23 protein-coding genes and 2 pseudogenes are annotated in these 24,494 nt (G+C 37.5%); 15 read left to right on the forward strand and 10 right to left on the reverse strand.

Translation table 11 applies throughout. From position 1 onward, the window contains the following. Positions 1-20: 20 nt before the first annotated feature. From rpsF to folP, 7 genes are all read right to left on the reverse strand, one after another. Positions 21-362, reverse strand: a complete 342-nt coding sequence (gene rpsF, locus RT037_RS10200; RefSeq protein WP_300668990.1) for a 30S ribosomal protein S6 — start codon at positions 360-362, stop codon at positions 21-23. Positions 363-489: 127 nt separating this feature from the next. Then, complete coding sequence (locus RT037_RS10205; protein WP_313030749.1) at positions 490-2,445, reverse strand: T9SS-dependent choice-of-anchor J family protein; 1,956 nt, start codon at positions 2,443-2,445, stop codon at positions 490-492. Positions 2,446-2,758: 313 nt separating this feature from the next. Further along, a complete protein-coding gene (locus tag RT037_RS13900; protein WP_409529557.1) occupies positions 2,759-2,998 on the reverse strand; it encodes a T9SS type A sorting domain-containing protein in 240 nt (79 codons plus the stop codon). Next, positions 2,955-3,437: a GEVED domain-containing protein gene (locus RT037_RS10210; RefSeq protein WP_313030751.1), complete on the reverse strand. Its 483-nt coding sequence runs from the start codon at positions 3,435-3,437 to the stop codon at positions 2,955-2,957. Before RT037_RS10210 ends, RT037_RS13900 begins: the two co-directional genes overlap by 44 nt. 269 nt (positions 3,438-3,706) lie before the next feature. Further along, the gene (locus RT037_RS10215; RefSeq protein WP_313030756.1) at positions 3,707-4,027 is read right to left on the reverse strand and encodes a hypothetical protein; all 321 of its coding nucleotides are present in this window, start codon (positions 4,025-4,027) and stop codon (positions 3,707-3,709) included. A gap of 541 nt (positions 4,028-4,568) precedes the next feature. Then, the gene (locus RT037_RS10220; protein WP_313030757.1) at positions 4,569-5,930 is read right to left on the reverse strand and encodes a chloride channel protein; all 1,362 of its coding nucleotides are present in this window, start codon (positions 5,928-5,930) and stop codon (positions 4,569-4,571) included. 3 nt (positions 5,931-5,933) lie between these two features. Continuing rightward, a complete protein-coding gene (folP, locus tag RT037_RS10225) occupies positions 5,934-6,767 on the reverse strand; it encodes a dihydropteroate synthase (protein WP_313030759.1) in 834 nt (277 codons plus the stop codon). 124 nt (positions 6,768-6,891) lie between these two features. Here folP and RT037_RS10230 point away from each other — a divergent pair, with 124 nt between their 5' ends. The 15 genes and pseudogenes from RT037_RS10230 (at position 6,892) to RT037_RS10300 (ending at position 21,670) form a co-directional block, all read left to right on the forward strand. Further along, positions 6,892-7,428, forward strand: coding sequence for a DUF1599 domain-containing protein (locus tag RT037_RS10230; protein ID WP_312321947.1), 537 nt, complete (start codon positions 6,892-6,894; stop codon positions 7,426-7,428). 13 nt (positions 7,429-7,441) lie between these two features. Then, positions 7,442-8,530, forward strand: a complete 1,089-nt coding sequence (locus RT037_RS10235) for a BT_3928 family protein (RefSeq protein ID WP_313030764.1) — start codon at positions 7,442-7,444, stop codon at positions 8,528-8,530. Positions 8,531-8,535: 5 nt separating this feature from the next. After that, positions 8,536-8,886 carry a TerB family tellurite resistance protein gene (locus tag RT037_RS10240; RefSeq protein ID WP_079665849.1) on the forward strand — a complete coding sequence of 117 codons (351 nt, stop codon included), beginning with the start codon at positions 8,536-8,538 and terminating at the stop codon, positions 8,884-8,886. 22 nt (positions 8,887-8,908) lie between these two features. Continuing rightward, positions 8,909-9,670 (forward strand): triose-phosphate isomerase, encoded by a 762-nt coding sequence (gene tpiA / locus RT037_RS10245; RefSeq protein WP_312321945.1) that lies wholly within the window; start codon positions 8,909-8,911, stop codon positions 9,668-9,670. A 384-nt stretch (positions 9,671-10,054) separates the two neighbouring features. Then, positions 10,055-11,605 (forward strand): IS21 family transposase, encoded by a 1,551-nt coding sequence (gene istA, locus RT037_RS10250; RefSeq protein ID WP_313030769.1) that lies wholly within the window; start codon positions 10,055-10,057, stop codon positions 11,603-11,605. An 88-nt stretch (positions 11,606-11,693) separates the two neighbouring features. Next, positions 11,694-12,419 (forward strand): annotated as a pseudogene (gene istB / locus RT037_RS10255) (IS21-like element helper ATPase IstB). A 104-nt stretch (positions 12,420-12,523) separates the two neighbouring features. Continuing rightward, positions 12,524-12,811: pseudogene (locus tag RT037_RS10260) on the forward strand (conjugal transfer protein TraG); the annotation flags it as partial. A 667-nt stretch (positions 12,812-13,478) separates the two neighbouring features. Continuing rightward, positions 13,479-14,369 (forward strand): branched-chain amino acid transaminase, encoded by an 891-nt coding sequence (locus RT037_RS10265; protein WP_313030772.1) that lies wholly within the window; start codon positions 13,479-13,481, stop codon positions 14,367-14,369. Then, positions 14,369-16,045, forward strand: coding sequence for a dihydroxy-acid dehydratase (gene ilvD / locus RT037_RS10270; protein WP_313030774.1), 1,677 nt, complete (start codon positions 14,369-14,371; stop codon positions 16,043-16,045). Before RT037_RS10265 ends, ilvD begins: the two co-directional genes overlap by 1 nt. Before the next feature lie 6 nt (positions 16,046-16,051). Next, the gene (gene ilvB, locus RT037_RS10275; protein WP_313030776.1) at positions 16,052-17,788 is read left to right on the forward strand and encodes a biosynthetic-type acetolactate synthase large subunit; all 1,737 of its coding nucleotides are present in this window, start codon (positions 16,052-16,054) and stop codon (positions 17,786-17,788) included. Positions 17,789-17,805: 17 nt separating this feature from the next. Next, the gene (ilvN, locus tag RT037_RS10280) at positions 17,806-18,345 is read left to right on the forward strand and encodes an acetolactate synthase small subunit (RefSeq protein WP_313030780.1); all 540 of its coding nucleotides are present in this window, start codon (positions 17,806-17,808) and stop codon (positions 18,343-18,345) included. Positions 18,346-18,358: 13 nt separating this feature from the next. Beyond that, entirely contained in the window at positions 18,359-19,402 is a 1,044-nt protein-coding gene (ilvC, locus tag RT037_RS10285) for a ketol-acid reductoisomerase (RefSeq protein ID WP_313030784.1), read from the forward strand. After that, positions 19,402-20,646, forward strand: a complete 1,245-nt coding sequence (gene ilvA / locus RT037_RS10290) for a threonine ammonia-lyase IlvA (protein WP_409529558.1) — start codon at positions 19,402-19,404, stop codon at positions 20,644-20,646. The genes ilvC and ilvA overlap by 1 nt, the downstream gene beginning before the upstream one ends. A gap of 298 nt (positions 20,647-20,944) precedes the next feature. Beyond that, complete coding sequence (locus tag RT037_RS10295) at positions 20,945-21,166, forward strand: GIY-YIG nuclease family protein (RefSeq protein WP_313030786.1); 222 nt, start codon at positions 20,945-20,947, stop codon at positions 21,164-21,166. A gap of 102 nt (positions 21,167-21,268) precedes the next feature. After that, positions 21,269-21,670: a hypothetical protein gene (locus RT037_RS10300; protein WP_313030790.1), complete on the forward strand. Its 402-nt coding sequence runs from the start codon at positions 21,269-21,271 to the stop codon at positions 21,668-21,670. Positions 21,671-21,874: 204 nt separating this feature from the next. Here RT037_RS10300 and RT037_RS10305 read toward each other — a convergent pair whose 3' ends face one another. The 3 genes from RT037_RS10305 to RT037_RS10315 all read right to left on the reverse strand — a co-directional run bounded on the left by RT037_RS10305 (position 21,875) and on the right by RT037_RS10315 (position 24,327). Further along, the gene (locus RT037_RS10305) at positions 21,875-22,375 is read right to left on the reverse strand and encodes a GreA/GreB family elongation factor (RefSeq protein ID WP_312323380.1); all 501 of its coding nucleotides are present in this window, start codon (positions 22,373-22,375) and stop codon (positions 21,875-21,877) included. A gap of 311 nt (positions 22,376-22,686) precedes the next feature. Next, the gene (locus RT037_RS10310) at positions 22,687-23,247 is read right to left on the reverse strand and encodes a Crp/Fnr family transcriptional regulator (protein ID WP_313030793.1); all 561 of its coding nucleotides are present in this window, start codon (positions 23,245-23,247) and stop codon (positions 22,687-22,689) included. 81 nt (positions 23,248-23,328) lie between these two features. Next, on the reverse strand, positions 23,329-24,327 hold the full coding sequence (locus tag RT037_RS10315) for an alpha/beta hydrolase (RefSeq protein WP_313030794.1): 999 nt from the start codon (positions 24,325-24,327) through the stop codon (positions 23,329-23,331). Positions 24,328-24,494 lie beyond the last annotated feature (167 nt).

A 24,494-nucleotide genomic window follows, 5' to 3' on the forward strand; every position in this document is an offset into this window, starting at 1 on the left:
TTTGTTTTAGGGATTAATAATTAAGCTTTAGCAGCTTTAACTTTAGCTCTTCTAGTTACAGCGTAGTCAACAGCGTGCTTGTCCAATTTAGTTGTTAAATAACGGATAACTCTTTCGTCACGTTTGAAAGCTAATTCTAACTCAGCTACAACGTCACCTTCACCTTTAAATTCGATTAAAGTGTAGAATCCATTCTTTTTCAATTGGATAGGGTAAGCTAATTTCTTAAGACCCCATTTTTCTTTAGCAACGATTTCACAACCTTTTTCTTTTAAAAGGCCTTCAAATTTTTGCACTGCTTCCTCCACCTGTGCATCAGATAGAACGGGAGTTAAAATGAAAACAGTTTCGTAATTGTTCATAATGATTAATTAATTGGTTAATTATTTTGAGTTGCAAAGATATAAATATTTTTTAAAATAGAAAGTATTAAATAAAAAAAGCTGCTCCATTTCTGAAGCAGCTCTTGTAAAGTTAAATTATAATTGATTATTTTTTGATTACTTTAATAGTGTCTGAACCGTTATCTGTTTCAACAACTACTACGTAAGCTCCAGGTGTCATTCTTGACATGTTAACTTCGTTAGCTGTTGTTTTTGCAGCTTGGTTAGTTACTAATTTACCATTCATATCAAATACCTTGATAGATTTAGCATTAGAAGCACTTGTAACTTTTAATACATCTACAACTGGGTTAGGGAATACCTGAACTTTTGCTTTGTTAATATCGCTAACTGCTAATGTTCCAACTTTAACGCTATAGTCTTCAGCTTGACCAAAAGATGTTCCTACAACACAAGGATCAACGTATGGATTTGCGCCATAAGTTTTCTTAATTCTTAACCTTGTTTCACCTGTTGCAGCATCAGCTGGTACTGGGATGCTTACAGATACAGTTTTGCCATCCAATCCAGTTGAAGCTTCTAGAATGCCTTCTACAACGTAAGTTTCAGCGGTTGGATCAAAAGTTCCATCTTGATTCCAGTCAGCAAAAACAACGAATCTGTTTTTATAATTACCTCCCGTATTACCTTCAAGAGTCATTGTGTAAGATTCTCCTTTAGTAACTGTTGCAACTTTATCAAGGAATGTTTCGTGTGCAGGTGCTGTTGTTGCAGCTGAAGTTGCATTTGTTAAATCAGCAAAAGTTACTTTAGTAATAGGTTCAACATAACCAAAAGCAAGTGGACCGCAATATGGCTCGTATGGACTAGGGCCTGTTGTTAATTTGTAAGAAGGACAACTTGCAGCACTTGTACCATCAGTGTTTACTCCTACAACTTTCCAATAATATGTTGTGCTATATTGTGTGTTAGTAATATTAACGGCTGTATTAGTTGTATTGCCTAGTTTTGTTAAAGATGCAGCATCTGTTCCCCAATATACATCATATGATACTGGCGTACCTCCTGTTGTAGGAGCTGCCCAAGATAATGGTGTTGTTCCTCCAGGAACTCCTGTTGCACCGTCTGCTGGTGTTACGTTCGTAATACATCCAGGTGGATTTGTATCTAAAGTTTTGAATGAAAACTCTGTACATCCAGTAGCTGATCCGATAGTGTTTTTAGGTACAACTTTCCAATAATACGTAGTTAAAGGACTTAGTCCAGCAGCAGTTGTTGATGTAGAAGTATAGTTGCCTAATAATGTTGTTGGGTTAGGAGATGTTCCTAAGTATACATCGTAGCTACTAGCAGTACCTCCAGTTGTAGGCGCTGTCCAAGATAAGGTTGGGGCAGGATTAACGCCCACAGCTTGATTTCCATTTGCTGGAGCAGTTAGAGTTGCACAGCCAGGTGCTTCTGTCTGCGCTGCAGAACTAGTTACCATGAAATCATCTATCGCAAATCCAAATTGATCATCTGATACACATTGAATTGCAATATATACATTTTGACCAGCGTATTGGCTTAAGTCATACGTGTATTTGTGCCACGTAATGTCAGCAGGGGAAGATACTTCGTTAGGTGTGATAGCTGTAAAATTACTTACTGCAGTACCTGTTGTTGAAATATGTACTTTGAATTTTTCATTACCATATTGACCATCGCACGATTTTCCCCAGAAGCTAAGTTCTATAGTACCGTTGTTTAACTGGATTTGTGGTGAGATCATCCAGTCATTGTTTTTAGGAGTAGTTGCAGCAAAAGCAGCCATCATTTTATTCCCTGTTCTTGCTGTCCAATCTGATGTAGCACTTGGTGTAATTGGCGGTGTTGTGGTTGTGGAGTTGAAAACTTGGAAAGATTTTTTTGCTCCAGAGTTTGCGAATTGGATTCCCGAGAAACCGTAGGTCGTAGACTGATCTACATCTGTAAGGGTCCAACTTCCGACATTTGCAATTGCGAAGTCGGTGTAACTTTCGAAACTGTCTTGGAAAAGTACCGTTTGCGCGGATGCGCTCACGCCCAATGCTACAAAGCATGATAGTAAAACTTTTTTCATAATAATTTATTTTTTGATTTTGAGATTTTCAAATATATTAAAAAAAAATTAAAATGCAAATTTGATATGAAAAAAATAATATTTATGATTGTTTGGTGATTTTATTTTAAATTTATTAATGAATCTATATTGTATTAATTGTTAATTAAACTAATTGATAAAATTCGTTATTTTACATTTTAATAGATTTTTAATTTATATTAAAGTTATTTAGTAGGTAAATTATTTATTGTTTTATTAGTATGTTATTTTATTTTTCATAAAAAAAGACCAACAGAATATGCTGGTCTTTTCCCTTAATTATTTTAGTTTATTATTTTTTGATAATGTTAGTGGTTTCGATACCGTCTTCAGATTTTATGTTCACTGTGTATGTGCCAGTTTGTAATTTAGAAAGATTAATTTCTTTTTTACTTGCATTGACATCTATGCTGTAAACTAATTTTCCAGTAAAATCAAAAATCTTAAAGTTTTCAATTTTTGACGCTGAGTTTATTGTTACTATATCCTTAACTGGATTTGGATAGGTAACTGACTTGTTTTTTTTGTAGATCGCTAACCGCTAAATTACCTACATTAACAGTGTATTCTTCTGCTTGGCTGTATCGTGCACTTGCACAAGGATCGTTTAATGTTCCAACATCTGCTGCATTATCATTATATATTTTTTTAACACGCATTCTTGTATTACCCAATAATGCTGATGCGGGTATTGTGATAGATTGGCTTACAAATTTATCATCTTTTCCGTTTGAATCAGTTAGCGGGTTATCTATTAAATATACTTCGCCTGCATCATTGAAACTGCCGTTTTGGTTCCAGTCAAAATATACTGCGAATTTTGCTTCGTAAGGTCCGTTTGTATTTCCAAATAATTTAATATCATAAGATTGTTCTTTGTTAACATGAGTAATTTTATCAACGAATGTTTCGTGGGCATTGTTTTGTCCAATCTCCGCAGGTGAAGTGTTAGACAGGTCAGTCAACTCCACTTTTGTAATTGGTTCGACAGCATTTATTTGTGTTCCGAAAATTTCAAAACCAAATTAAAGTGGACCGCAATACGGGTTAAATGGACTATCTTCTGTTTTGAAGGATTGTACAGTACATCCAGCCGCTTCTCCTGCATCGTTAACAGGTCTAATGGTCCAGTAATACGTTTTTTTATATTCTAAATTACTTAGAGTGATGCTAGTTCCTGGTGTATAGCCAATAAATTGCAGGTCGTTTGCCGAATTTCCTAAATGGAAATTGTAAGCACTTACATTTTGAGTGGATGGAGGAGCTTCCCAACTAAATTGATTATTATAAGTAGTACATTTTGTTGGTTGTTGGTTGGCGTTAAAAGATTTACATAAGTAGGTAAAATCGGTGGTACAAAATCATTAACAAATTTTATGTTGTCAATTGCTAAAACGTACATGTTGTTAGAGGTGTTAATAAATGCAAAACGAATACTTTTTTTACCAAGATAAGGTGTAAGATCCGTATATCGCGTTGTCCAGCTAGCATTTTCTGCAAATTTACTGAATAGTTCAACGGTGAAGTGTGCGATGGTGTTGCCTCTATTTGGCGCAAGCATTACTTTGTAACCATCTGGGAACTGCGGATCTTCAGCTTTAGCTTGTCATACTAATGATGGATTGCTTCCAGAAATTGCTACACTTGGCGAGATTAGCCAATCCTTAGAGCTGTTCGCTGGGTCATATCAAGATGTGCTCATCGCAGCATTATTGACTACTGGTTCTTGAAATTCTCCATCTGGACCTGATCTGTCATACACGGTACACGCGTTAATGAAGGAAACATGTTGAGCAGGTACGTTGCCATCAGCGTCAATTACCGTCCAAGCACCAATTCCAGAGCCGTTGCCATCAAAATTTTATTGAAAAATATGAATGTAGCCTAGTAGTGGAAGAGTGCAAAAGGCTAGCTTAAGTAAATTTTTTGTCATATTATTTAAAATTGTTTTGGTTTGGTTTCAAAACTATGAAAAAAATTTACAATTTAGTAATATAAAAGTTAAAATATTTTCAAAAATAGTTATTGGTGGTTTAAAACGTCTTTTTAAGGCCTTTGTTTTGGCTTTTATTTCCTATGTATAAGTTTATTTGAGAATAAAATTAATCATTAATGTGGTTTTTACTTCTTAAATCTTTTAAAAAATTGATTTTTAATTCTTCATATAAAGAGTGACGACTCACCAAAATCGATGCAATAGAAGACATCATGCCGGCCAACATCAAATAAAATATCAAAGAATGTCGATCGGTCATTTCCAAAACAATAATAGCAGCAGTAAAGGGCGCTCGGGTTATTCCGGTTAAAAAAGCAACCATCCCTGCAAGTATAACGACATTGGTCTCGTGCGGTGATAAATGTATTAAACCAGAAATTACCGATCCTACACTTGCTCCCGCAGAAAGTGCTGGTGCAAAAATTCCGCCTGCACCACCAGATGTGAAAGCTAATGCAGGGCCAATCATCCTAAGAAGAGGGACGTACCATTCTTCGTGTTTGTTGTCGGTAAATAGGACACGTTCCATAATTTCTTTCCCAGATCCTAAAATTTCACGATTTACAAAATAAGCAATACTCGCAATAATCAAGGCGCTAATAACTAGGAAAATGATATTAGAAACGTCGGTTTTTAATCTTTTTTTCCATGCACTTATTTTTAACATAATCACAGAAAGTTGACTGGCAAAAATTCCTGAAATACACGCTACCAAAATCACAGGGAAAATAACACTTAATGAGATGTCACTTGTTTTTGGATAACCAAGATAAAGATAAGAGCCAGCTAATGTTTGGGCGGTTAGACCTGCGATAATTACAGCTGTGAATAAAGCTGTTTTAAAATAGTTGATGTGCGTCTTTGTCAACTCTTCAACTGCAAATACAATTCCGCCCAAAGGTGTGTTGAATGCCGCTGCTAGACCTGCAGCCGCCCCAGTCATTATCATATTTTTCTTAGAAATTTTCGGATACCAAGAAGGAAGATATTCATTAACTTTTCTAAAAATGGAACCTGCAATTTGGATGGTCGGACCTTCGCGACCGATTGCGCCACCACCAATGACTAATACGACCGATGAGATGATTTTTAAAATTAAAATTTTAATGCTTAACAGGTGTTTGATCTTGTTGTGCTCTTTAGGATTTGCCATTTCGACTGCTGCCATAACTTGCGGAATTCCAGATCCTTTGGAATAGGGCGCAAATGCTTTAACCAGCCACCATGACAATACAAAACCGATTGGTGCGATAATAAAAATCATCCAGTCATGCCAGTTCATGATAAGTTCGAGAAGTTTTTCGCCCCACGCAAAAATTTTGGCATACATCACTGCGAAAAATCCCGTAATAACCGATCCAATCCAAAAAGGAATTGCCTGCAAAAGATTATTTTTTAGTTGTTCGTTGCGGATGTTGTCGAAAGAATGTTTTAACATGAGGCGAAGGGTGTTAAGCATCTTTTTCATGTTTTAAAATTTTAGCAAGGCTGGTTCGTGAACTCTGAAAATTTTTGCACCTTTTTCGAAAAGTTGTTGATGGATTTTTTCAACTTCATGTTGGATTTCTAGAGGACTTTTTCCTAAAGGTTTATAAATAAAAGATTTTCTTGAAATTCCTATTAAAATAGGGAAGTCGCCAAAACCAATGTATTCTAATTCGTTAATGATTTGTAATTGATTGTCTTGTGTTTTCGAAAATCCAAAACCCGGATCGAGAATAATATCTTTTATTCCAAGTTGGTTAATTTCATCAATTTTTTTCGAAAAGAATTTATTTAATTCAAGAATAATATCGTCAGAATGTGGTTTATTATGCATATTGTCGTAACTCGAATTAATATGCATCAAAACGTATGGAAGTCCAGTTTTCGCAACTTCGGTTAACATCTGGTCATCAAATTGTCCCGCCGAAATATCATTAACAATGTCGATGCCTTCGTTGTAACCGAATTTCAGTACTTCACCATAAAATGTATCCAAAGAAATTAAAACTTCAGGAAATTCTTTTTTAATTAAAGAAATAATGTTGCCGATTCGTTTGATTTCTTCTTGTGCAGAAATATGTTCGGCGTTTGGTCGCGTCGATTGTGCGCCGATGTCAATAATATGTGCGCCATCTTTTAATAATTGTTCGGTGTGAAGTAATGCATTTTTTTCAGAATTAAACTTTCCGCCATCAGAAAAAGAGTCTGGCGTGAGGTTTAGAATCCCCATAATCTTGGGTTGGCTCAGATCGATTAATCTGCCATTGCAATTGATACTGAATTGTTTATCTGCTGAAAATGCTGAATTGGAAAACTTCATTTCACAAATTTATAAAACAAGATGCGGAACGCCAACCAATTATTAAAATTCCTTTATTTTTTGAGATAATTGTCATCCTCTGCGATTGGCTAAAATTTGTATCTTTGACCAATAACTCATTTTTATGGCGAATACATCGGTGCAGTTTGAGGAAGTTATCAAAAGCTGCCGAGATCTTTTTAAAAAAAAACTTAGCGATTATGGTTCGGCTTGGCGTGTTTTGAGACCGAGTTCGATTACGGATCAAATTTACATCAAAGTCAATCGTATTCGTACTTTGCAGATGACGGATGTCAAAATGGTGGACGAGGATGAAAAAGACGAATTTGTGGCGATTGTCAATTATTCCATCATTGGTTTAATCCAGTTAGAAAAAGGTTTTTCAGATAAATTAAATGCCGACGAGACCGAAATTATGAGTTTGTATGACAAATACGCAAACGAAGCCAAAGCTTTAATGGAACGGAAAAATCACGATTACGGCGAAGCTTGGCGCGAAATGAGAATTAGTTCTATAACTGATTTAATTTATCAAAAAGTCTTGAGAACCAAACAGATTGAAGATAATCAAGGTAAGACTTTGGTGTCCGAAGGTTTGGATGCTAACTATTTTGATATGCTCAATTACGCAGTTTTTTGCTTGATAAAATATTCATCATAAAATTCAATAACATATGATCAAGAGACTTTTACGTTATATTATTGCGGTAATTTTTATTGCATCGGGTTTTGTAAAAGCCGTTGATTTAAAAGGTTTTTCTTTTAAGTTGGAGGAATATTTTTCCCCGTCTGTTTTTAACTTGCCTTTTTTTGAACAATATGCCTTAGAGCTGGCGACAATTGTTGTGGTTTTAGAACTGGCTTTAGGTTTTATGCTTTTAATGAAGATTAAATTAAAAGCTACCTTGGTTGCACTTATCGCGCTTTGTGTATTCTTTGGATTTTTAACATTTTATTCGGCGTTTTATAATGTTGTAACCGATTGTGGATGCTTTGGTGATGCGATGAAGATGACGCCGTGGCAATCCTTTTGGAAGGATATTGCACTTCTTGTAGGCTTGTTAATTTTATTGTTATTGAATAAGAATTATCACGAAAAAACAGATTTAGGTTGTGTCAAAATGCCTGTTCTTGGTATTTTTGTTTTAGTAATGACTTACGTAATGTATCGCGGAATTACACATGAACCTTTAATAGATTTTAGAGCTTATAAAATAGGAACTGACCTAAATGCCGAGCGTCAAAAAATAGAACAAGATCCATCGATTTACAAGACTTTTTATTCACTTAAAAATTCTAAAACGGGAGAAGTGAAGAAGGTTGATCAAGATGAATACATCAACAAAAATTATTGGAAGGACGAAACTTGGCAGATTGAAGAAGGTAAAACCACATCCGAAATTGTTAAGCGAGGTTACGATTCCGAAATCAAAAAATTAAAGTTAGAAACGCCGACTGGTGAAGATAAAACCACCGAAATTCTTAATGAACCAAAAGCAATTTTAGTATTCGTTTATAAACCAAAAGAAGCGTCAACGCAATTGGTTGCTGAGATTGAGAATATGATGATGCATGAGCGTGCGGTAAAAGTCTACGGTGTGTCGACGCAACCAGATTTTTTCAATAAAATTCCGAATCTTATGATGGACGAGATCGCGATTAAAACAATTGCAAGAAGTAATCCTTTTGTTATGGTTTTAGAAAAAGGAAAAATCGTTGAAAAATTGGGAGCTAAAGATTATTTAAAAGAATATAAAAAATAAGAATAATGCAAAAATCAAATAAATCAATCGCAGGATATCACATGTTGATGTTGTTGTCAGCTGTCGATTACAAATTTAGTCCAGAAGAAGAAAAAGTTATTTTAGAATATCTGGCGGAAGAATTTCCTTTTCGTTTAAATCTGGACAATGAGTTGGATGTTATTGCGAGTCTTCAGCCAAGCGATTGGAAGGATCATTTCGAGTTTCATGCGAGATGTTTTTATGACGATTCGACACCAGCAGAGCGTGAGGAATTCCGTGCTTTTGCGAAGAAATTGATCAAGGCAGATCAAGATGTGTCACGTGTAGAACACCAATATTACACGATGATGAAGACCATATGGAAAATGGATTAATATTAAATTTAATAAAAATAAAATGAGAAAAAACATCGTTGCAGGCAACTGGAAAATGAACAAAAACTTTGCAGATGCAGAGGCTTTAATGATCCAACTTTTAGAATACAAAAAAAACAATACAACCAATTGCGAAGTCTATATCGCACCGCCAGCTTTGTATTTAACAATGGCTAAAGATATTTTTAAAAATGGAGAAGTTGAGGTTTTTGCACAAGACGTTTCAGAATATCAAAGTGGTGCTTACACAGGCGAAATTTCCGTTCAGATGATCAATTCTATTGGCATTGACGGGAGTTTGGTGTCGCACTCAGAGCGTCGTCAATACCATGGTGAGACCGACAGTCATGCGAATAGAAAAGTAAAAGCTTTGTTGGATGCTGGTCTTACGCCGATCTATTGCAACGGCGAAACTTTGGAACAACGTAAAGCTGGTCAACACTTCGAAGTCGTAAAAAACCAGACTGAAGTTGCTCTTTTCACGCTTTCTGCGGACGAAATCAAAAAAGTGGTTATCGCTTACGAGCCTGTTTGGGCGATCGGTACGGGTGAGACTGCGACGCCAGAGCAAGCGCAGGAGATTCACGCGCACATCAGAAGTCTTATTGCAGCTAAGTATGGTCAAGAAGTTGCGGACGAAATTTCGATTTTGTACGGTGGTTCTGTTAAGCCGGACAACGCAAAAGAGATCTTCTCGCAGCCAGATATCGACGGTGGACTTATCGGTGGGGCAGCGCTAAAAATCGAAGATTTTTCAAAAATTATCGAAGGTTTTAATCCATAGCATATTTTTAATTTGGGCGTGCCCTCAAAACAAAAAAAACGCGGACGACATTGTCGTCCGCGTTTTTTGTTTTGTCGGTCGGTCTACGCGCAGTCGCTGTGATGCTCGGTCGGCTCCGCTGCGCTCCGTCGCCTCACATCACGAGCTCCAACAATGCGCTTCGCCCTCACGCAGATGCGGGATAATTAGAAAAATACATAATCAATAGCTTCGATTTGTTCGAAAATTGGTATTACGTGTAGAATCCTGCAAAACTGACCATATCATTCCTGTCAAAGTGATCAGTTGTTTCCTGGGCAAATTGACCAGGGCATTCCTGCGAAATTGACCACTTAAAAAAGTCGATCAATGTGTCTTAGAAATAACTTCGCAAAAAAGCGAGTTATGGCTAATAAAAAAATAGGCATGTTACATTTAAGACAATTCTTACGACTTTACACCTCTGGCGTTAGCAAATTGCAGATCAGCAAACAGCTGGGCGTATCGATGAACACCGTCAAGAAGTACATTCATCTTTACAACGAGCATCAGTTTACTTTTGACGAATTACAGGCACTTAACGATGAAGATCTGGATGATCTTTTCGGAGCAGCACCAGTTGACGTACGGGATCAAGATAACGTTCATAAACAATTAGAAAGCTTTTTTCCATATTTTTCTAAAGAACTAAAATGTGTCGGTGTTACCCGATACCTACTTTGGGAAGAGTATATCGACAAACACCCCTTAGAATACAGTTATTCACGCTTTTGCTTTAATTACCGAACTTGGTGCAAGAGGGTTAATCCCTCCATGCACATCGATCACAAAGCTGGAGACAAAATGTTCGTTGATTACACGGGTAAAAAGCTTCAAGTCATCAATAAAGAAACAGGGGAAATAAAAGATGTAGAAGTCTTTGTAAGCGTACTGGGAGCAAGCGAGATGACCTTTGTCGAGGCAACCTCCACCCAGACCAAGGAAGACTTTTTGTCAAATCTTACAAAAATCTTGCATTACTACTGCGGCGTTCCAGCAGCCATAGTCACGGATAATCTGCGTACAGCAGTAAAGAAAAGTCATAAATATGAACCCATAATCACAGACTCTTTACTCGACTTTGCTTCCTATTACAGCACCACTATTTTGCCCACACGAGCTTATCATTCCAAAGATAAATCCTTGGTTGAAAATGCTGTTAGAATCGTTTATACAAGAATATTTGCGCCCCTTCGAAAGACGCAGTTTTTTAGCTTGGAAGAGCTTAATAAAGCCATAGCTCTTCTTTTAGAACAGCATAACAAAGCACCTTTACAACGCAAAAAGTATTCCCGAGAAGATGTTTTCTTGGAAGTACAAAAACCTGTTTTATCACCACTTCCATCATTGATGTATCAGCTAAAATATATCACCAGGGCAACACTTCATAAAACGAGCCATGTTTATCTCAATAAAGACAAGCATTATTACAGTGTTCCCTTCAGTTATATTGGTAAAAAGATGAATATTATTTTTAATAAAAACACTGTCGAAATTTACTTTGAGCAGCGCAGAATCGCTTTTCATCATCGGGTTTTACTGAAGTATGGCTATACCACGATTAAAGAACATATGCCTTCCTCACATCAATTTATGACAGAATGGAATCCTTCGAGGTTTTTGTCGTGGGGACGAAGTCTTGGCGAATCTTGTGAAAAATACATTGAGAAAATATTAGAAAAGAAACAGTATCCCGAGCAATCTTATAAAACCTGTTTGGGTATATTAACCTTGTCTAAAAAGACCGGAAATCACCGCCTTGACAACGCTTGCAAAAGAGCAATGGACTACGAAAGATACAATCTTGCCATTATTAAAAGTATCCTGGAAAGAGGTTTGGACAACCTTAGCAACGATGATGAGTTTTTCCAGGAAAAGAAGCTTCCAAAACATAAAAACATCCGTGGTGCCAAGTAATATCAGTAGAGACAAGAGATAGGAATGAAGAATAAAAAAATCAAAAATCATTAAATTTTAAAAAGTGAATCAATCCACTTTAGACAAAATGAAGCATTTAAAGCTTTATGGTATGCACAGAGCCTTTACAAATGCTATGGAAGTTAACAGCCAGAGTTACACCAACGATGAGCTTATCGCTTATCTAATCGACCCCGAATCCGAATACGACGATAGGGAAAGTCGTAAGGTCGAAAGACTGATTACTACAGCAAAGTTCCGCTACCGAGCATTTATGGAAGAAATTACTGCAAGCAACTCCAGAAATATTGATAAAAACACTATTGGAAGGCTCGCGTTTTGCGATTTTATCAATCAATAACAAAATATTTTGGTAACGGGAAGTACAGGTGTGGGAAAGAGCTTTATTGCAACAGCTATAGGCTATAAAGCCTGTACAATTGGTTACAAGGTCATGTACTTTAGCATTAACAAGCTCTTCTCAAAACTAAAAATGGAAAAAGCAGACGGTTCTTACCTCAAAGAAATAGACCGTATTGAGAAGCAAGATTTGATCATCTTAGACGATTTTGGCTTGCAAACCTTAGATAATCTAAAACGCCAAGATTTTATGGAAATCATTGAGTACAGACATGGTAAGAGATCAACAATTATTGCATCACAGCTTCCTGTAAGTGCTTGGCATGAAGTTATTGGTGAGCAAACCATTGCAGATGCAATCCTTGATCGAATGGTACATAACTCCGTAAGAATAGACCTTAAGGGAGAATCACTAAGAAGAAAAAAAACAGATCCAAAATCTGCCACTGAGTAATTTAAAATTTTATATTTTTAACCCATCTCAAAACACCTTTTTTTGACTTCATTTTTGGTGGTCAATTTAATTAGGAATAGGGTGTCAATTTAGCAAGAATATCTACACAGGGTATGTTTGTTGGTTCTGTCTCTGATAACTTTGACGAACGTATCGAGCAAAAGATATTATACGCTGAAATAGTTGTCGATAATGAAAAGGTTGCTTCCAAAACCAAAGCCTATCAGAAAATACCACAAATCCTATCTTTTGCGGATGAACACGGCGAGGTTAAAATGAAACAAGAAATTGAAAGCAATTACCGTCAAATAAAATCAGACATTTTGAGTATTGTAGAAAACGAAATGGAGCGTATCAAGAATGACCCAAACATGCGACATTTGATTCAATAGATGGGCAATCTAAAAAGACATGACAGAAATATCTTCAAGACAAACACCGACAAGAAAAAATTTTAGCCACCCCAAATTTGGCACATTTGTTTTTTGTTGAAATACAGCATTAACACTTCAAAGATATAAGTGCCAATTAATCGTGTAAATCCTAAACACTTATAAAAATAGATATTGAATTAAAAAAATTAAATCTGTTAAAACTTAGCGTTTTGTATGTCACATCATATCAATTTGCATACACCTTACAAGAAGGTATTTCTCTCAACATCTCTGGCACATAGAAACTTTACATTAAAAAATATCAAAAAATTTGGATAATTAAAAACTTTGTATTTACATTTGCACCCGAAAACAAAAAATATGTACAATCAATTCATTATTTCTTCTATTATTATTGCGGGTGTGATTTCACATTCCGGGAAGGAATAATTGTATAGATTCAAAAAAAATATACACGTAAGCCTTCCAAAATTTTGGAGGGCTTTTTTTTTGAATTCAAATTAGAAATAAACAAAATGAAATTATATAACAGCAACATTATTATCAGCATTATTATTTACTCGCCACCGTGAGGAAAGCTGATATGTCTATAAGTCAACAAGCCTTTCTCATTTCGGGAAAGGCTTTTTTTATGTCCAAAATTTAATTTTAAAAATCAATTAATATGTATTTCAACAATCAAACAGTCTTATTTTTAGACGGCAAATTTACCAAGGCAACAAACGCCAACACCGACCTTTACAGTCAAACTTTACACTACGGTTATGGCGCATTTGAGGGAATCCGTGCTTACAAAACCGAATCGGGAACAGTCGTTTTTAAAGCAAAAGAACATTACGAACGCTTACTAAAATCTTGCGAATTAGTAAAAATCCCTGTTCCATATTCAGTAGAAGAATTGATGGCATTCACCTACGAATTGCTCGAAAAAAACAAGCTGCAAGATGCGTATGTTCGTCCTTTAGTCTATTGCGGACAAAATATGAGTTTATCCGCTCCGAGTAGCGTTTCCGTGATGATAGCCGCTTGGGAATGGGGTGCTTATTTGGGCGATAATTTGCTTCGATTAAACGTTTCTTCTTATTGTCGTCCTCACCCAAAATCCTTGCACATAGAAGCCAAAGTTTGCGGTCATTACGTTAATTCTATCTTGGCAACCCGCGAAGCAAAAGACAACGGATTTGATGAAGCCTTGCTTTTGGATTGTGAAGGAAATTTAGCCGAAGGTCCGGGTGCGAATCTATTTTTTGAGAAAGATGGCATTTTGTTCACACCGCAATTGGGTCATATCCTACCTGGAATAACAAGAGCTACCGTTTTGGAATTGGCAGAAGAATTAAATCTGAAAGTGCAACAAGGTCAATTTTCTTTAGATGATTTATTACAAGCCGATGCTGCTTTTTATTGCGGTACTGCTGCTGAAGTAGTCGGAATACAATCGGTGAACGATTATCATTTTCCACTTCCTTGGGAAAAATCGTTAGGAAAAAAATTACAAGAAGCGTACAGCAAAGCGGTTCGTCAACCATTAAACGTTTTAAAAGCCGAATTCTAATGCAAAAACTGAATAAATACAGCCAAACTTTTACCCAAAATCCAACACAACCAGCTTCCAAAGCGATGTTGTACGGCATAGGTCTGACCGATGAAGATATGGACAAAGCACAAGTAGGTATCGTCAGCACAGGTTACGAAGGAAACACTTGCAATATGCACCTCAACGATTTGGCAAAAACCGTGAAACAAGGCGTGGTTGATGCCAATTTGGTAGGATTAATCTTCCATACAATCGGCGTGAGTGATGGTATGGCAAATGGTACAGACGGAATGCGTTATTCCTTGGTTTCACGAGACATCATCGCTGATTCCATAGAAACAGTTGTTGAGGCACAACATTATGATGCGGTGTTGGCGGTAGTGGGTTGCGACAAAAATATGCCGGGTTCTATCATCGCTTTAGGAAGATTAAATCGTCCGGCCATCATGGTTTACGGTGGTTCTATCCATTCGGGAAACTATAAAAACCAAAAACTGAACATCGTTTCTGCTTTTGAAGCATTGGGTCAAAAAATAAGCAACAACATTTCCGATGAAGATTACAATGGCGTGGTTCGCTGTGCTTGTCCAGGTGCAGGTGCCTGTGGCGGAATGTACACAGCCAATACTTTGTCTTCGGCAATAGAAGCGTTGGGAATGAGTTTGCCTTACAGTTCGTCCAATCCTGCGGTTGATGAAGTGAAACAAAAAGAATGTTTGGATACAGGAAAAGCCATCCGAACACTTTTGGAAAAGGATATCAAACCAACCGACATTATGACACGCAAAGCCTTTGAAAATGCACTGACAATGGTGGTGGTTTTGGGTGGTTCAACCAATGCGGTGTTGCATTTAATTGCGATGGCAGATGCGGTAAATGTGGAATTATCCTTAGAAGATTTTCAGAAAATGAGCGATAAACTGCCTGTTTTGGCTGATTTAAAACCGAGCGGAAAATACCTGATGGAAGATTTACACAAGGTAGGTGGAACTCCTGCTGTGATGAAATACCTGTTGGAAAAAGAGCTGCTTCACGGTGATTGTTTGACCGTTACTGGAAAAACAGTTGCTGAAAATCTGCAAGATGTTCCCAGTTTAACAGAAGGACAAAAAGTATTTCTTCCTTTGGAAAATCCAATCAAGAAAAACGGACATTTACAAATCTTATACGGAAATCTCGCCACCGAAGGAAGTGTAGCCAAAATCAGCGGAAAGGAAGGTGATTTCTTTGAAGGTTCAGCAAAAGTTTTTGACGATGAGCAGTCCGTTAATCACGCCATCGAATCGGGTGAAGTGAAAAAAGGCGATGTGGTTGTTATCCGTTATTGTGGTCCGAAAGGTGGTCCGGGAATGCCCGAAATGCTGAAACCAACTTCCGAAATTATGGGTGCAGGTTTGGGAAATGATGTCGCTTTAATTACCGATGGAAGATTTTCAGGCGGAACCCACGGTTTCGTGGTTGGACACATCTGTCCTGAAGCGCAATCGGGTGGAAATATCGCCTTGGTTCAAAATGGAGATGTTATCACGATTGACGTGAAAAACAACAGTATCAATATGAAAGTGAGTAACGAAGAATTAGAAAAACGCCAACAACAGTGGAAACAACCACCACTAAAAGTGCAACGAGGTGTATTGTACAAATATGCCAAAAGTGTGTCCAGTGCATCAACAGGTTGTGTAACCGATAAATAAATTAGTATGACAACAACATTAGTAAAAGAAGAATTAAAAACAAAAATGCGGGAAACACGCACTATGACAGGTTCAGAGGCAGTTATCCAATGTTTATTGCAGGAAAAAGTCGAAACTATTTTCGGCTATCCGGGTGGAGCGATTATGCCAATTTATGATGCTTTGTATGATTATTTGGATAAAGTCAATCATATATTAACTCGCCACGAACAAGGTGCAATCCACGCTGCACAAGGTTTTGCTCGTACTTCAAAAAAAGTGGGAGTTGTTTTTGCAACTTCGGGGCCGGGAGCAACTAATCTCATCACCGGTTTGGCAGATGCGATGATAGATTCCACGCCTTTGGTGTGCATCACAGGTCAGGTTGCATCGCCATTGTTGGGAACAGATGCTTTTCAGGAAACTGATGTCATCGGAATTTCTATGCCGGTTACGAAATGGAATTGTCAGGTTACGAAAGCAGAAAATATCGCAGAAACCTTGGCAAAAGCGTTTTTCATTGCACAATCGGGTCGCCCCGGACCTGTGGTGGTGGACATTACCAAAGATGCACAATTTGAGTTGGTGGATTTTAATTACGAAAAATGTAAAGCAATACGAAGTTATCAGCCAAAACCACAACTCAATTTGGAACAAGTAAAAGCAGCGGCAGAATTGTTGAACAAGGCAAAAAAACCAATGTTGATTGTGGGTCAAGGTGTGATGCTTTCCGGAGCAGAAAAAGAGCTTTTGAAATTTGCTAAAAAAACAGGAGTTCCAGTAGCATCTACGCTTTTGGGATTAGGCGTTTTTCCCGGAAATCATCATCAGTTTGTAGGAATGGTTGGTATGCACGGAAATTATGCACCCAATGTAAAAACCAACGAATGTGATGTGCTGATGACCGTAGGAATGCGTTTTGACGACCGTGTAACAGGCGATGTTTCAAAATATGCCCGACAAGCAAAAATCATCCACGTAGAATTAGATGCTGCGGAAATCAATAAAATCATCAAAGCCGATGTGCCGGTTTGGGCAGATGCTAAAGAAGCCTTGGAAGCCTTGACAACATTGGTTGAAGCAAAAAAATATGACACTTGGCTGAATGAATTTAAAGAAGCGAAAGCGAAAGAAAATCAGGTGTTAAAAGAAAACAGAGCACAAGAATTTTCCGAGAAAATGACAATGGACGAAGTGCTGAGTTTACTTTCTGATTTGACCAAAGGTGAAGCGATTGTAGTAACGGATGTCGGACAGCATCAAATGATGGCTGCACAATATTACGAATACAATCAAACCAAAAGCAATGTTACTTCGGGTGGTTTAGGAACTATGGGATTTGCTTTACCAGCAGCAATGGGTGCAAAAATGGCGAACCCAAAAAAGCAAGTGGTAGCGGTGATTGGCGATGGCGGTTTTCAAATGACGTTGCAGGAGTTGGGAACGATTATGCAAAATAATATCGGTGTAAAAATCATCATCTTGAACAATGGATTTTTGGGAATGGTGCGTCAATGGCAACAACTATTCTTTGAAAAACGCTATTCTTTTACCGAAATACAAAGCCCGGATTTTGTAGCACTTGCCAATTCTTACGGAATAAAAGGTCAGGAAGTTTCGCAGAAAACAGATTTAAAATCAGCATTGGAAGAACTGTTGAATAGTGATTCTGCTTATCTCTTGGAAGTGAAAGTTGCCAAAGAAGACAATGTTTTCCCGATGGTGCCCACAGGTGCTTCGGTTTCAGAAGTCCGTTTACAATAATTATAAAAATAGAAAAAATGGAAAATTTAGAAAAAACATTTACAGTATCCATATTCACCGAAAACACAATCGGAATGCTCAACCGCATCACTATCATTTTTACGAAAAGGCATTTGAATATCGACAGCATCACAGCATCGGAAACAGAAGTGAAAAACGTGCATCGCTACACCATTGTTTTGCGAACGACCAAAGAACAAATAGACAAGGTTGTGGGACAAATCGAAAAATTAATCGATGTACTGAAAGCATTCGTACACGAAGACAAGGACGTTGTTAATCAGGAAATTGCCTTGTACAAAATCAGAACAAGCAATCTTTCCAATGCCGATGTGGAGCAGATCATTCGGGAAAATTATGCAAAAGTGCTTTCGGTAGATCCGCAGTTTATCGTCATCGAAAAGACCGGACACAAATCAGAAACACAAGCATTGTTCGACAAATTAAAACCTTTCGGTGTGTTGGAATTTGCCCGTTCGGGAAGAGTGGCAGTAACCAAACCGATGAAAGAATTGAGTACCTATTTAAAAGAATTAGAATTAAACAAACAACTATAAAAAATAAAAAAAGATGGCAAAATTAAATTTCGGCGGCGTAGTAGAAAATGTGGTTACCCGCGAAGAATTCGACTTAAATAAAGCAAAAGAAGTATTAAAAAATGAAACACTTGCGGTTTTGGGTTATGGCGTTCAAGGTCCGGGACAAGCATTAAATTTAAAAGACAATGGCTTCAACGTAATCGTGGGTCAGAGAAAAGGAAGTGCTACTTGGCAAAAAGCATTGAACGATGGTTGGGAAGAAGGAAAAACATTGTTTGATTTAGAAGAAGCCTGCGAAAAAGGCACGGTAATGATGAATTTACTTTCTGATGCCGGACAAATACAGGCTTGGCCAACGGTAGAAAAGCATTTGACCAAAGGAAAAACTTTGTATTTCTCTCACGGTTTTGGCGTTACTTTTCACGAAAAAACAGGCATTGTTCCACCCAAAGATGTTGATGTGGTGTTGGTTGCACCCAAAGGTTCTGGCACATCGTTGCGAACACTTTTTAAAGAAGGCAGCGGACTTAATTCCAGCTATGCGGTAGAGCAAGATGCGAGCGGAAAAGCATTGGAAAAAGTATTGGCATTGGGTATCGGAATCGGTTCGGGCTATTTGTTTGAAACTTCTTTTCAAAAGGAAGTATATAGCGATTTAACAGGCGAAAGAGGTGTTTTGATGGGTGCTATCGCAGGCGTTTTTGAAGCACAATACAATGTGCTGCGTCAGCGAGGGCATTCACCCAGTGAAGCATTCAACGAAACGGTGGAAGAACTCACTCAAAGTTTAATGCCTTTGGTAGCTGAAAACGGTATGGATTGGATGTTTGCCAACTGTTCCACTACCGCACAAAGAGGTGCTTTGGATTGGAAAGGAAGATTTAGAGAAGTAACAGAACCCGTTTTCAATGAATTGTACGATAGTGTGGTTTGGGGCAAAGAAGCCGAAGTGGTTATCACAGCCAATTCCAAACTCGATTATCGAGAAAAATTAACCGATGAATTAAAGGAAATCCAAGAAAGTGAACTTTGGGCAACCGGTGCGCAAGTACGAAAATTAAGACCTTCAAAATGATGATGAATTTAAAGCAAATACAAGACGCTGCACTGAATTTAAAAGGTGTTGCAGCGGAAACTCCGTTAATGAAAAACGAAAATCTGAGTGAGCATTTCGCTGCTCAGGTTTTTTTAAAACGAGAAGATTTGCAACCTGTTCGTTCTTACAAACTGCGTGGAGCATATCACAAAATAAGTTCGCTCTATAAGGAAGAAACCGCTAACGGTATCGTTTGTGCGAGTGCAGGAAATCACGCTCAAGGTGTAGCGTATGCCTGCAAAAAACTCCAACTGAAAGCAACGATTTTTATGCCACTTACGACACCTGCACAAAAAATAAAACAAGTGAAATTGTTTGGCAAAGAATGGGTAGAAGTCGTGCTGAAAGGCGATACTTATGATGATGCTTTTGTCGAATCCCAACTTTTTTGTGCTGCAAATAATGCCGTTTTTATCCATCCTTTTGATGATGAAAAGGTGATTGCCGGACAAGGAACAGTCGGGTTAGAAGTATTGCAACAAAGCCAACAAACCATTGACTATTTGTTTTTTCCAATCGGTGGCGGCGGATTGGCTTCGGGTGTAGCTTTGGTTTTCAAACAGTTGAGTCCGCATACCAAATTAATTGGTGTAGAACCCGAAGGTGCGGCTTCGATGAAAACATCTATAAAAAATGGTGAGAATACCACCTTGGAACACATCGACAAATTTGTGGACGGTGCTGCGGTAAAACGTGTTGGCGACAAAACGTTTGAAATCTGCAAAGATTTTTTAGATGATATCCTTGTCGTTCCCGAAGGGAAAGTTTGTACCACCATTTTGCAGTTGTATAATGAAGAAGCCATCGTGGTAGAACCGGCAGGTGCATTGAGCATCGCTGCGTTGGATTTGATGAAAGATAAAATCGTCGGAAAGTCGGTTGTTTGCATCGTAAGCGGCAGCAACAACGACATTACCCGCACGGAGGAAATCAAGGAACGCTCCTTATTGTATGAAGGATTGAAACATTATTTCTTGGTCAATTTTTCACAACGTCCGGGTGCATTGAAAGAGTTTGTCAATGATGTTTTGGGCAAAGATGATGACATCACTTATTTCCAATTTACCAAGAAGAATAACCGTGAAGAAGGTCCGGCAGTGGTTGGAATTGAGTTGAAATGCAAAAGGGATTTGGACTTAATCGAACAGCGTTTGCAAAATAAGAAAATCAATTTTCAGTATTTGAATGCACATCGGGATTTATTTACGCATTTGGTGTTTTAGTTGGTTTCAACTTTTTTCATTTATCTTAATGGAACACTTGAAATTTGTACTTACTTACACACAAATTAAAATTCAAAATAGTTGGTAATTGGACTTTAGAATATACAAATACCATTGTCAAAATATGGGCGATCCGCTAACAAGGGCTTGGCATAATGGCGGATGAAGTGCTTCGTATCAACTTTTTTGCTAAATTTGAACTTTCGGCTTCGTATCAACGGTAGTGCTAAAATACCGCCACTGCGCCAAGCTCCGAACCGTTATCGGCAATTTGAGACCACCTATCAAAACAGCGTCTATGAACCAATTTCCAAAAAATGTAATTGAAAACTTAAAAAATTATGTTTACATTTATTCGGATCCAATTACTGAAAAAATGTTTTATGTAGGAAAAGGAAAAGGGAATAGAGTTTTCGACCATTTAAAAGACAAAAAAGAATGCGAAAAAGTTACTTACCTAAATGAATTGCTTGAAAAAGGGTTACAACCGAAAATTGAAATATTAATTCATGGATTCTAAAATGATTCTGTTTTAAGAATTGAATCAGCAATTATAGATTTACTCGGAATTAAAAACTTAACAAATAAACAAGTTGTATTTAAAAGTGCTGAATTTGGAAGAATGACGGTAAAACAAATTATTTCAGTATACTCAAAACAAAAAATTCCAATAGATGAACCTTCATTGCTAATTAGAATTAATCAACATTTTAGATATTCAACGACCGAGATGGAATTGTATGACTTTACAAGAGGATATTGGAAAATAAGTTCTAAACGAGCAAAGAATGCAAAATATGCATTTGCTATTTACAACGGAATTATTCAAGAAGTATATGAAATAAAAACTTGGCTTAAAGCAGGCGAGTCTATGACTGTTCGTGGTAAAATTAAAACTATTGATGATAGAGTTGAATTTATTGGAAACATTGCATCTGAAACAATTCGAGCCAAATATAAATACAAATCCGTTGAAGATTATTTCAAAAAAGGAAATGCAAATCCAATTATGTGTAATAACTAAGCTTTAGCTTCGCTCTGTTCACTTCGTTCGGGTCGTCTTGTCCGCAGGACAGAAGATGAAAGCCCGTTGAACGGAAGCTCCGGTGGCTTTTCTTGAGTTTCAGTTTATTATCGACGGAAAATTTTAAAGATATTCAAGAAACTTATAGAAAAGTCTCTTTTTTTGAGTGGGTTTCATCCGTTTTCAATAAACTTTACAAATCCCTCAGTATTTTATCGACTGAATTTCAAATTGCTTTTCCGCTTTTCCCAATTTCAATGTCACGCGGTCGCCGACCTTTCTATCCATAAAGATTTTCGCAATCGGAGAGGTAAACGCTATTTTTCCTTCTGCAACATTTGCCTCATCGACGCCGACGATCTGATAATGCTGGATTTTGGGATCGGAATCAACTTTAAAGTACACTTCAGCACCGAACTTCACTATATTTTTTGGTTGTTTGGTAAGGTTAACAATTTTCGCAGACGAAATTCGATCGAGTAACAACTGCAGTTTCGCATTGATTAAATTTACGGTAATGCGATTTTCATTTTCATCCGAAATCAAGGTATTGTCGCGCTCGTGAATCATTTGATCACGTTCGGCGAGTAACTGAGCGTATCCCAACTCGGTAACGAAGTTTACCGTACCGGGCGGTAAATCGGCACGCGGCGGAATCATCGGGAATTCCTCCTGATCACCCTCTTTCACAAATCCTCTACTCATATATTCCTTTCTTACATTTATTCTGTTACACTTAAAATTATTGATACGCGCTGAGTTTAAAACTACCAGATAAACATAATAGTTTTAAGGCTATAATGTTTGAAACCTGTTTCGAAAAGCACATAACTACAAAGCGCGCAATTCAGACAACCGCTGTTTAGCCGCAATTGTTTCATTGTCTGCAATGTAAATATACATTTTTTAAGGAACTTCGCATTCTTCAGACGCAAGAATAAAATCTTTACTAAATGCACATTTATTTTTCGCACTGCCACTCAAATAGCATCTCTGTATGTACTTTGATAACTTTTCTAAACCTCACTTCTGATCCTACTCAAAGTTTCCTGAGATATGCCAAGATAAGAAGCTATCATCCCAAGCGGCGCGCGCAAAAGTATATCCGAATTATCTTCTAAAAGCTGAACATATTTTTCCTTTGCCGTCATATACTGCAAAGAATTGATGCGCCTTTCCATATTCGACATCAGAAGTCCCAAAACACGGCGGCTGAAATTGGCAATGGTGAGCGAAGTTTCGCAGAGCTCTTCCATTTTAGAGTAACGGAAAAAGACAATCTCACTGTCTTCTAAAGCTTCAATGGAATGCCTTGCCGGAATTTTCTCAAAGATGGTGTCTTTATTGGCGAGGATGCTGTTTTCGGGGTAAAAATTGGTGGTGATGTCTTTTCCTTTTTCAAAATAAAACGAGCGCAGAAGCCCTTTTTCTACAAAATACACCTTGCGGTTTAACGTGTTTTGATCGCTGATAACGGTTCCTTTTTTCACAGATATTTTTTCGGTCTGGGTGTTCAGAAAACTGCGGATATCATCGTCGATGGTGATGTAGGTGGCAAGGATTTCGGGAAAAGTCATCAGGATTCAATTTCTACAAAAATAAAAATAATGCCCCAGAAATAAGGCATTATTCACTAACTAAACATTAAAAATAAACTATTACAAACCAATCTTCAGCAGCCAACTGAAAAGCTCGTTGTACACTTTTTCGCGCACCGGTTTTTTGGAAAGCACCAAATCGTGAATGCCGCCTTTTACAGGAATTATGGTCACATTTCCTTTTAAATTTTCAGCATTTTTATGAATATCCTTCACGTTCAGGATGATGTCGGTAGAAGTCACTTCCTCATTCCAGACTTTTGGATAGCCCGATTTTTTAGAATGCATCACCAATACCGGCACCTTGAGTTCTGCGTTGCGGATGTCTTTCTGTGCACGGTGAATAGCTCGGATAAAGCCAAAATTCACTTTCCCGTTGGCATTGGGTTTCAGTTTTAAATCATAATTCCATTCGCCCTTGAAATTTTTATGCAAACTTTCACCGTAGAAAGTGGAAAATCCACCGCCAATTTTAGTGTCAGGATGATGTTTTCCCAAACCACTGATGATGGGAACCCCAATTTTTTTTGCCATATACCCCATATTGAAATCGTAAAACGGACTGTTCACCCAAAGTCCGGCAATGTTCGGATTTTCAGTATGATATTTGATATACCGTGTCGTAATCAAGCCGCCGGTTGAGTGTCCTGCCAACAGAATTTTGTTATGATTTTCGGCAGCAATGATTTTTAAAGCCTCATCGATTTCGGCATTGTACTCGTCCAGATTTCTGACATTGTTAAAAGTTTGATGCGGCAAATAAGAACGCCCATATTTTCTTAAATCCAAAGCATAAAAGTCAAACCCTTTTTCATTGAATTTTTCGGCCATTTCTGCCTGAAAAAAATAATCGTTAAACCCGTGAATATACAACACTGCTTTATGGGTGGGACTTTCCGCTTTTTTACGGATGACTGTTGCGGTAACTTTTCCTTCGTAATCGTTTGGAAAATTCAATGTTTTCTGCTCAAAACCGTTTCCCAAAATATCCGGCATATATTCCTGCGAGAAGAAAAACCCCGAAAGGAAAATCAGCAGCAGTAAAAAGTTCTTTTTCATTGTCCAGTTGTTTGTTAACGCAAAGTTCGGGCTTCTTTTGAAATTTGGCTTTGACATTTATCAAAAAAAACGCCCGGAAATTTCCGGACGCTCTTTCTATAATAATGAAAACACTCGTAGTGCATTATTAAATTAATTCAATTTTAAGTCTATTCATTTTTCTATTG

The sequence above is a fragment of the Soonwooa sp. genome, from assembly GCF_032062245.1.
Lineage (GTDB): Bacteria > Bacteroidota > Bacteroidia > Flavobacteriales > Weeksellaceae > Soonwooa.

Bases quoted from the DNA above. Each gene is read 5' to 3' on its own strand.
- RT037_RS10205 (WP_313030749.1), bottom strand. From the start codon at position 2,445: ATGAAAAAAGTTTTACTATCATGCTTTGTAGCATTGGGCGTGAGCGCA.
- ilvA (WP_409529558.1), top strand. From the start codon at position 19,402: ATGATGAATTTAAAGCAAATACAAGACGCTGCACTGAATTTAAAAGGT.
- ilvB (WP_313030776.1), top strand. From the start codon at position 16,052: ATGACAACAACATTAGTAAAAGAAGAATTAAAAACAAAAATGCGGGAA.
- RT037_RS10240 (WP_079665849.1), top strand. From the start codon at position 8,536: ATGCAAAAATCAAATAAATCAATCGCAGGATATCACATGTTGATGTTG.
- RT037_RS10305 (WP_312323380.1), bottom strand. From the start codon at position 22,375: ATGAGTAGAGGATTTGTGAAAGAGGGTGATCAGGAGGAATTCCCGATG.
- istA (WP_313030769.1), top strand. From the start codon at position 10,055: ATGGCTAATAAAAAAATAGGCATGTTACATTTAAGACAATTCTTACGA.
- RT037_RS10265 (WP_313030772.1), top strand. From the start codon at position 13,479: ATGTATTTCAACAATCAAACAGTCTTATTTTTAGACGGCAAATTTACC.
- RT037_RS10235 (WP_313030764.1), top strand. From the start codon at position 7,442: ATGATCAAGAGACTTTTACGTTATATTATTGCGGTAATTTTTATTGCA.
- ilvD (WP_313030774.1), top strand. From the start codon at position 14,369: ATGCAAAAACTGAATAAATACAGCCAAACTTTTACCCAAAATCCAACA.
- rpsF (WP_300668990.1), bottom strand. From the start codon at position 362: ATGAACAATTACGAAACTGTTTTCATTTTAACTCCCGTTCTATCTGAT.
- RT037_RS10215 (WP_313030756.1), bottom strand. From the start codon at position 4,027: ATGCTTGCGCCAAATAGAGGCAACACCATCGCACACTTCACCGTTGAA.
- RT037_RS10315 (WP_313030794.1), bottom strand. From the start codon at position 24,327: ATGAAAAAGAACTTTTTACTGCTGCTGATTTTCCTTTCGGGGTTTTTC.
- folP (WP_313030759.1), bottom strand. From the start codon at position 6,767: ATGAAGTTTTCCAATTCAGCATTTTCAGCAGATAAACAATTCAGTATC.
- ilvC (WP_313030784.1), top strand. From the start codon at position 18,359: ATGGCAAAATTAAATTTCGGCGGCGTAGTAGAAAATGTGGTTACCCGC.
- RT037_RS10310 (WP_313030793.1), bottom strand. From the start codon at position 23,247: ATGACTTTTCCCGAAATCCTTGCCACCTACATCACCATCGACGATGAT.
- RT037_RS10220 (WP_313030757.1), bottom strand. From the start codon at position 5,930: ATGAAAAAGATGCTTAACACCCTTCGCCTCATGTTAAAACATTCTTTC.
- RT037_RS10230 (WP_312321947.1), top strand. From the start codon at position 6,892: ATGGCGAATACATCGGTGCAGTTTGAGGAAGTTATCAAAAGCTGCCGA.
- tpiA (WP_312321945.1), top strand. From the start codon at position 8,909: ATGAGAAAAAACATCGTTGCAGGCAACTGGAAAATGAACAAAAACTTT.
- RT037_RS10300 (WP_313030790.1), top strand. From the start codon at position 21,269: ATGACGGTAAAACAAATTATTTCAGTATACTCAAAACAAAAAATTCCA.
- ilvN (WP_313030780.1), top strand. From the start codon at position 17,806: ATGGAAAATTTAGAAAAAACATTTACAGTATCCATATTCACCGAAAAC.
- RT037_RS10295 (WP_313030786.1), top strand. From the start codon at position 20,945: ATGAACCAATTTCCAAAAAATGTAATTGAAAACTTAAAAAATTATGTT.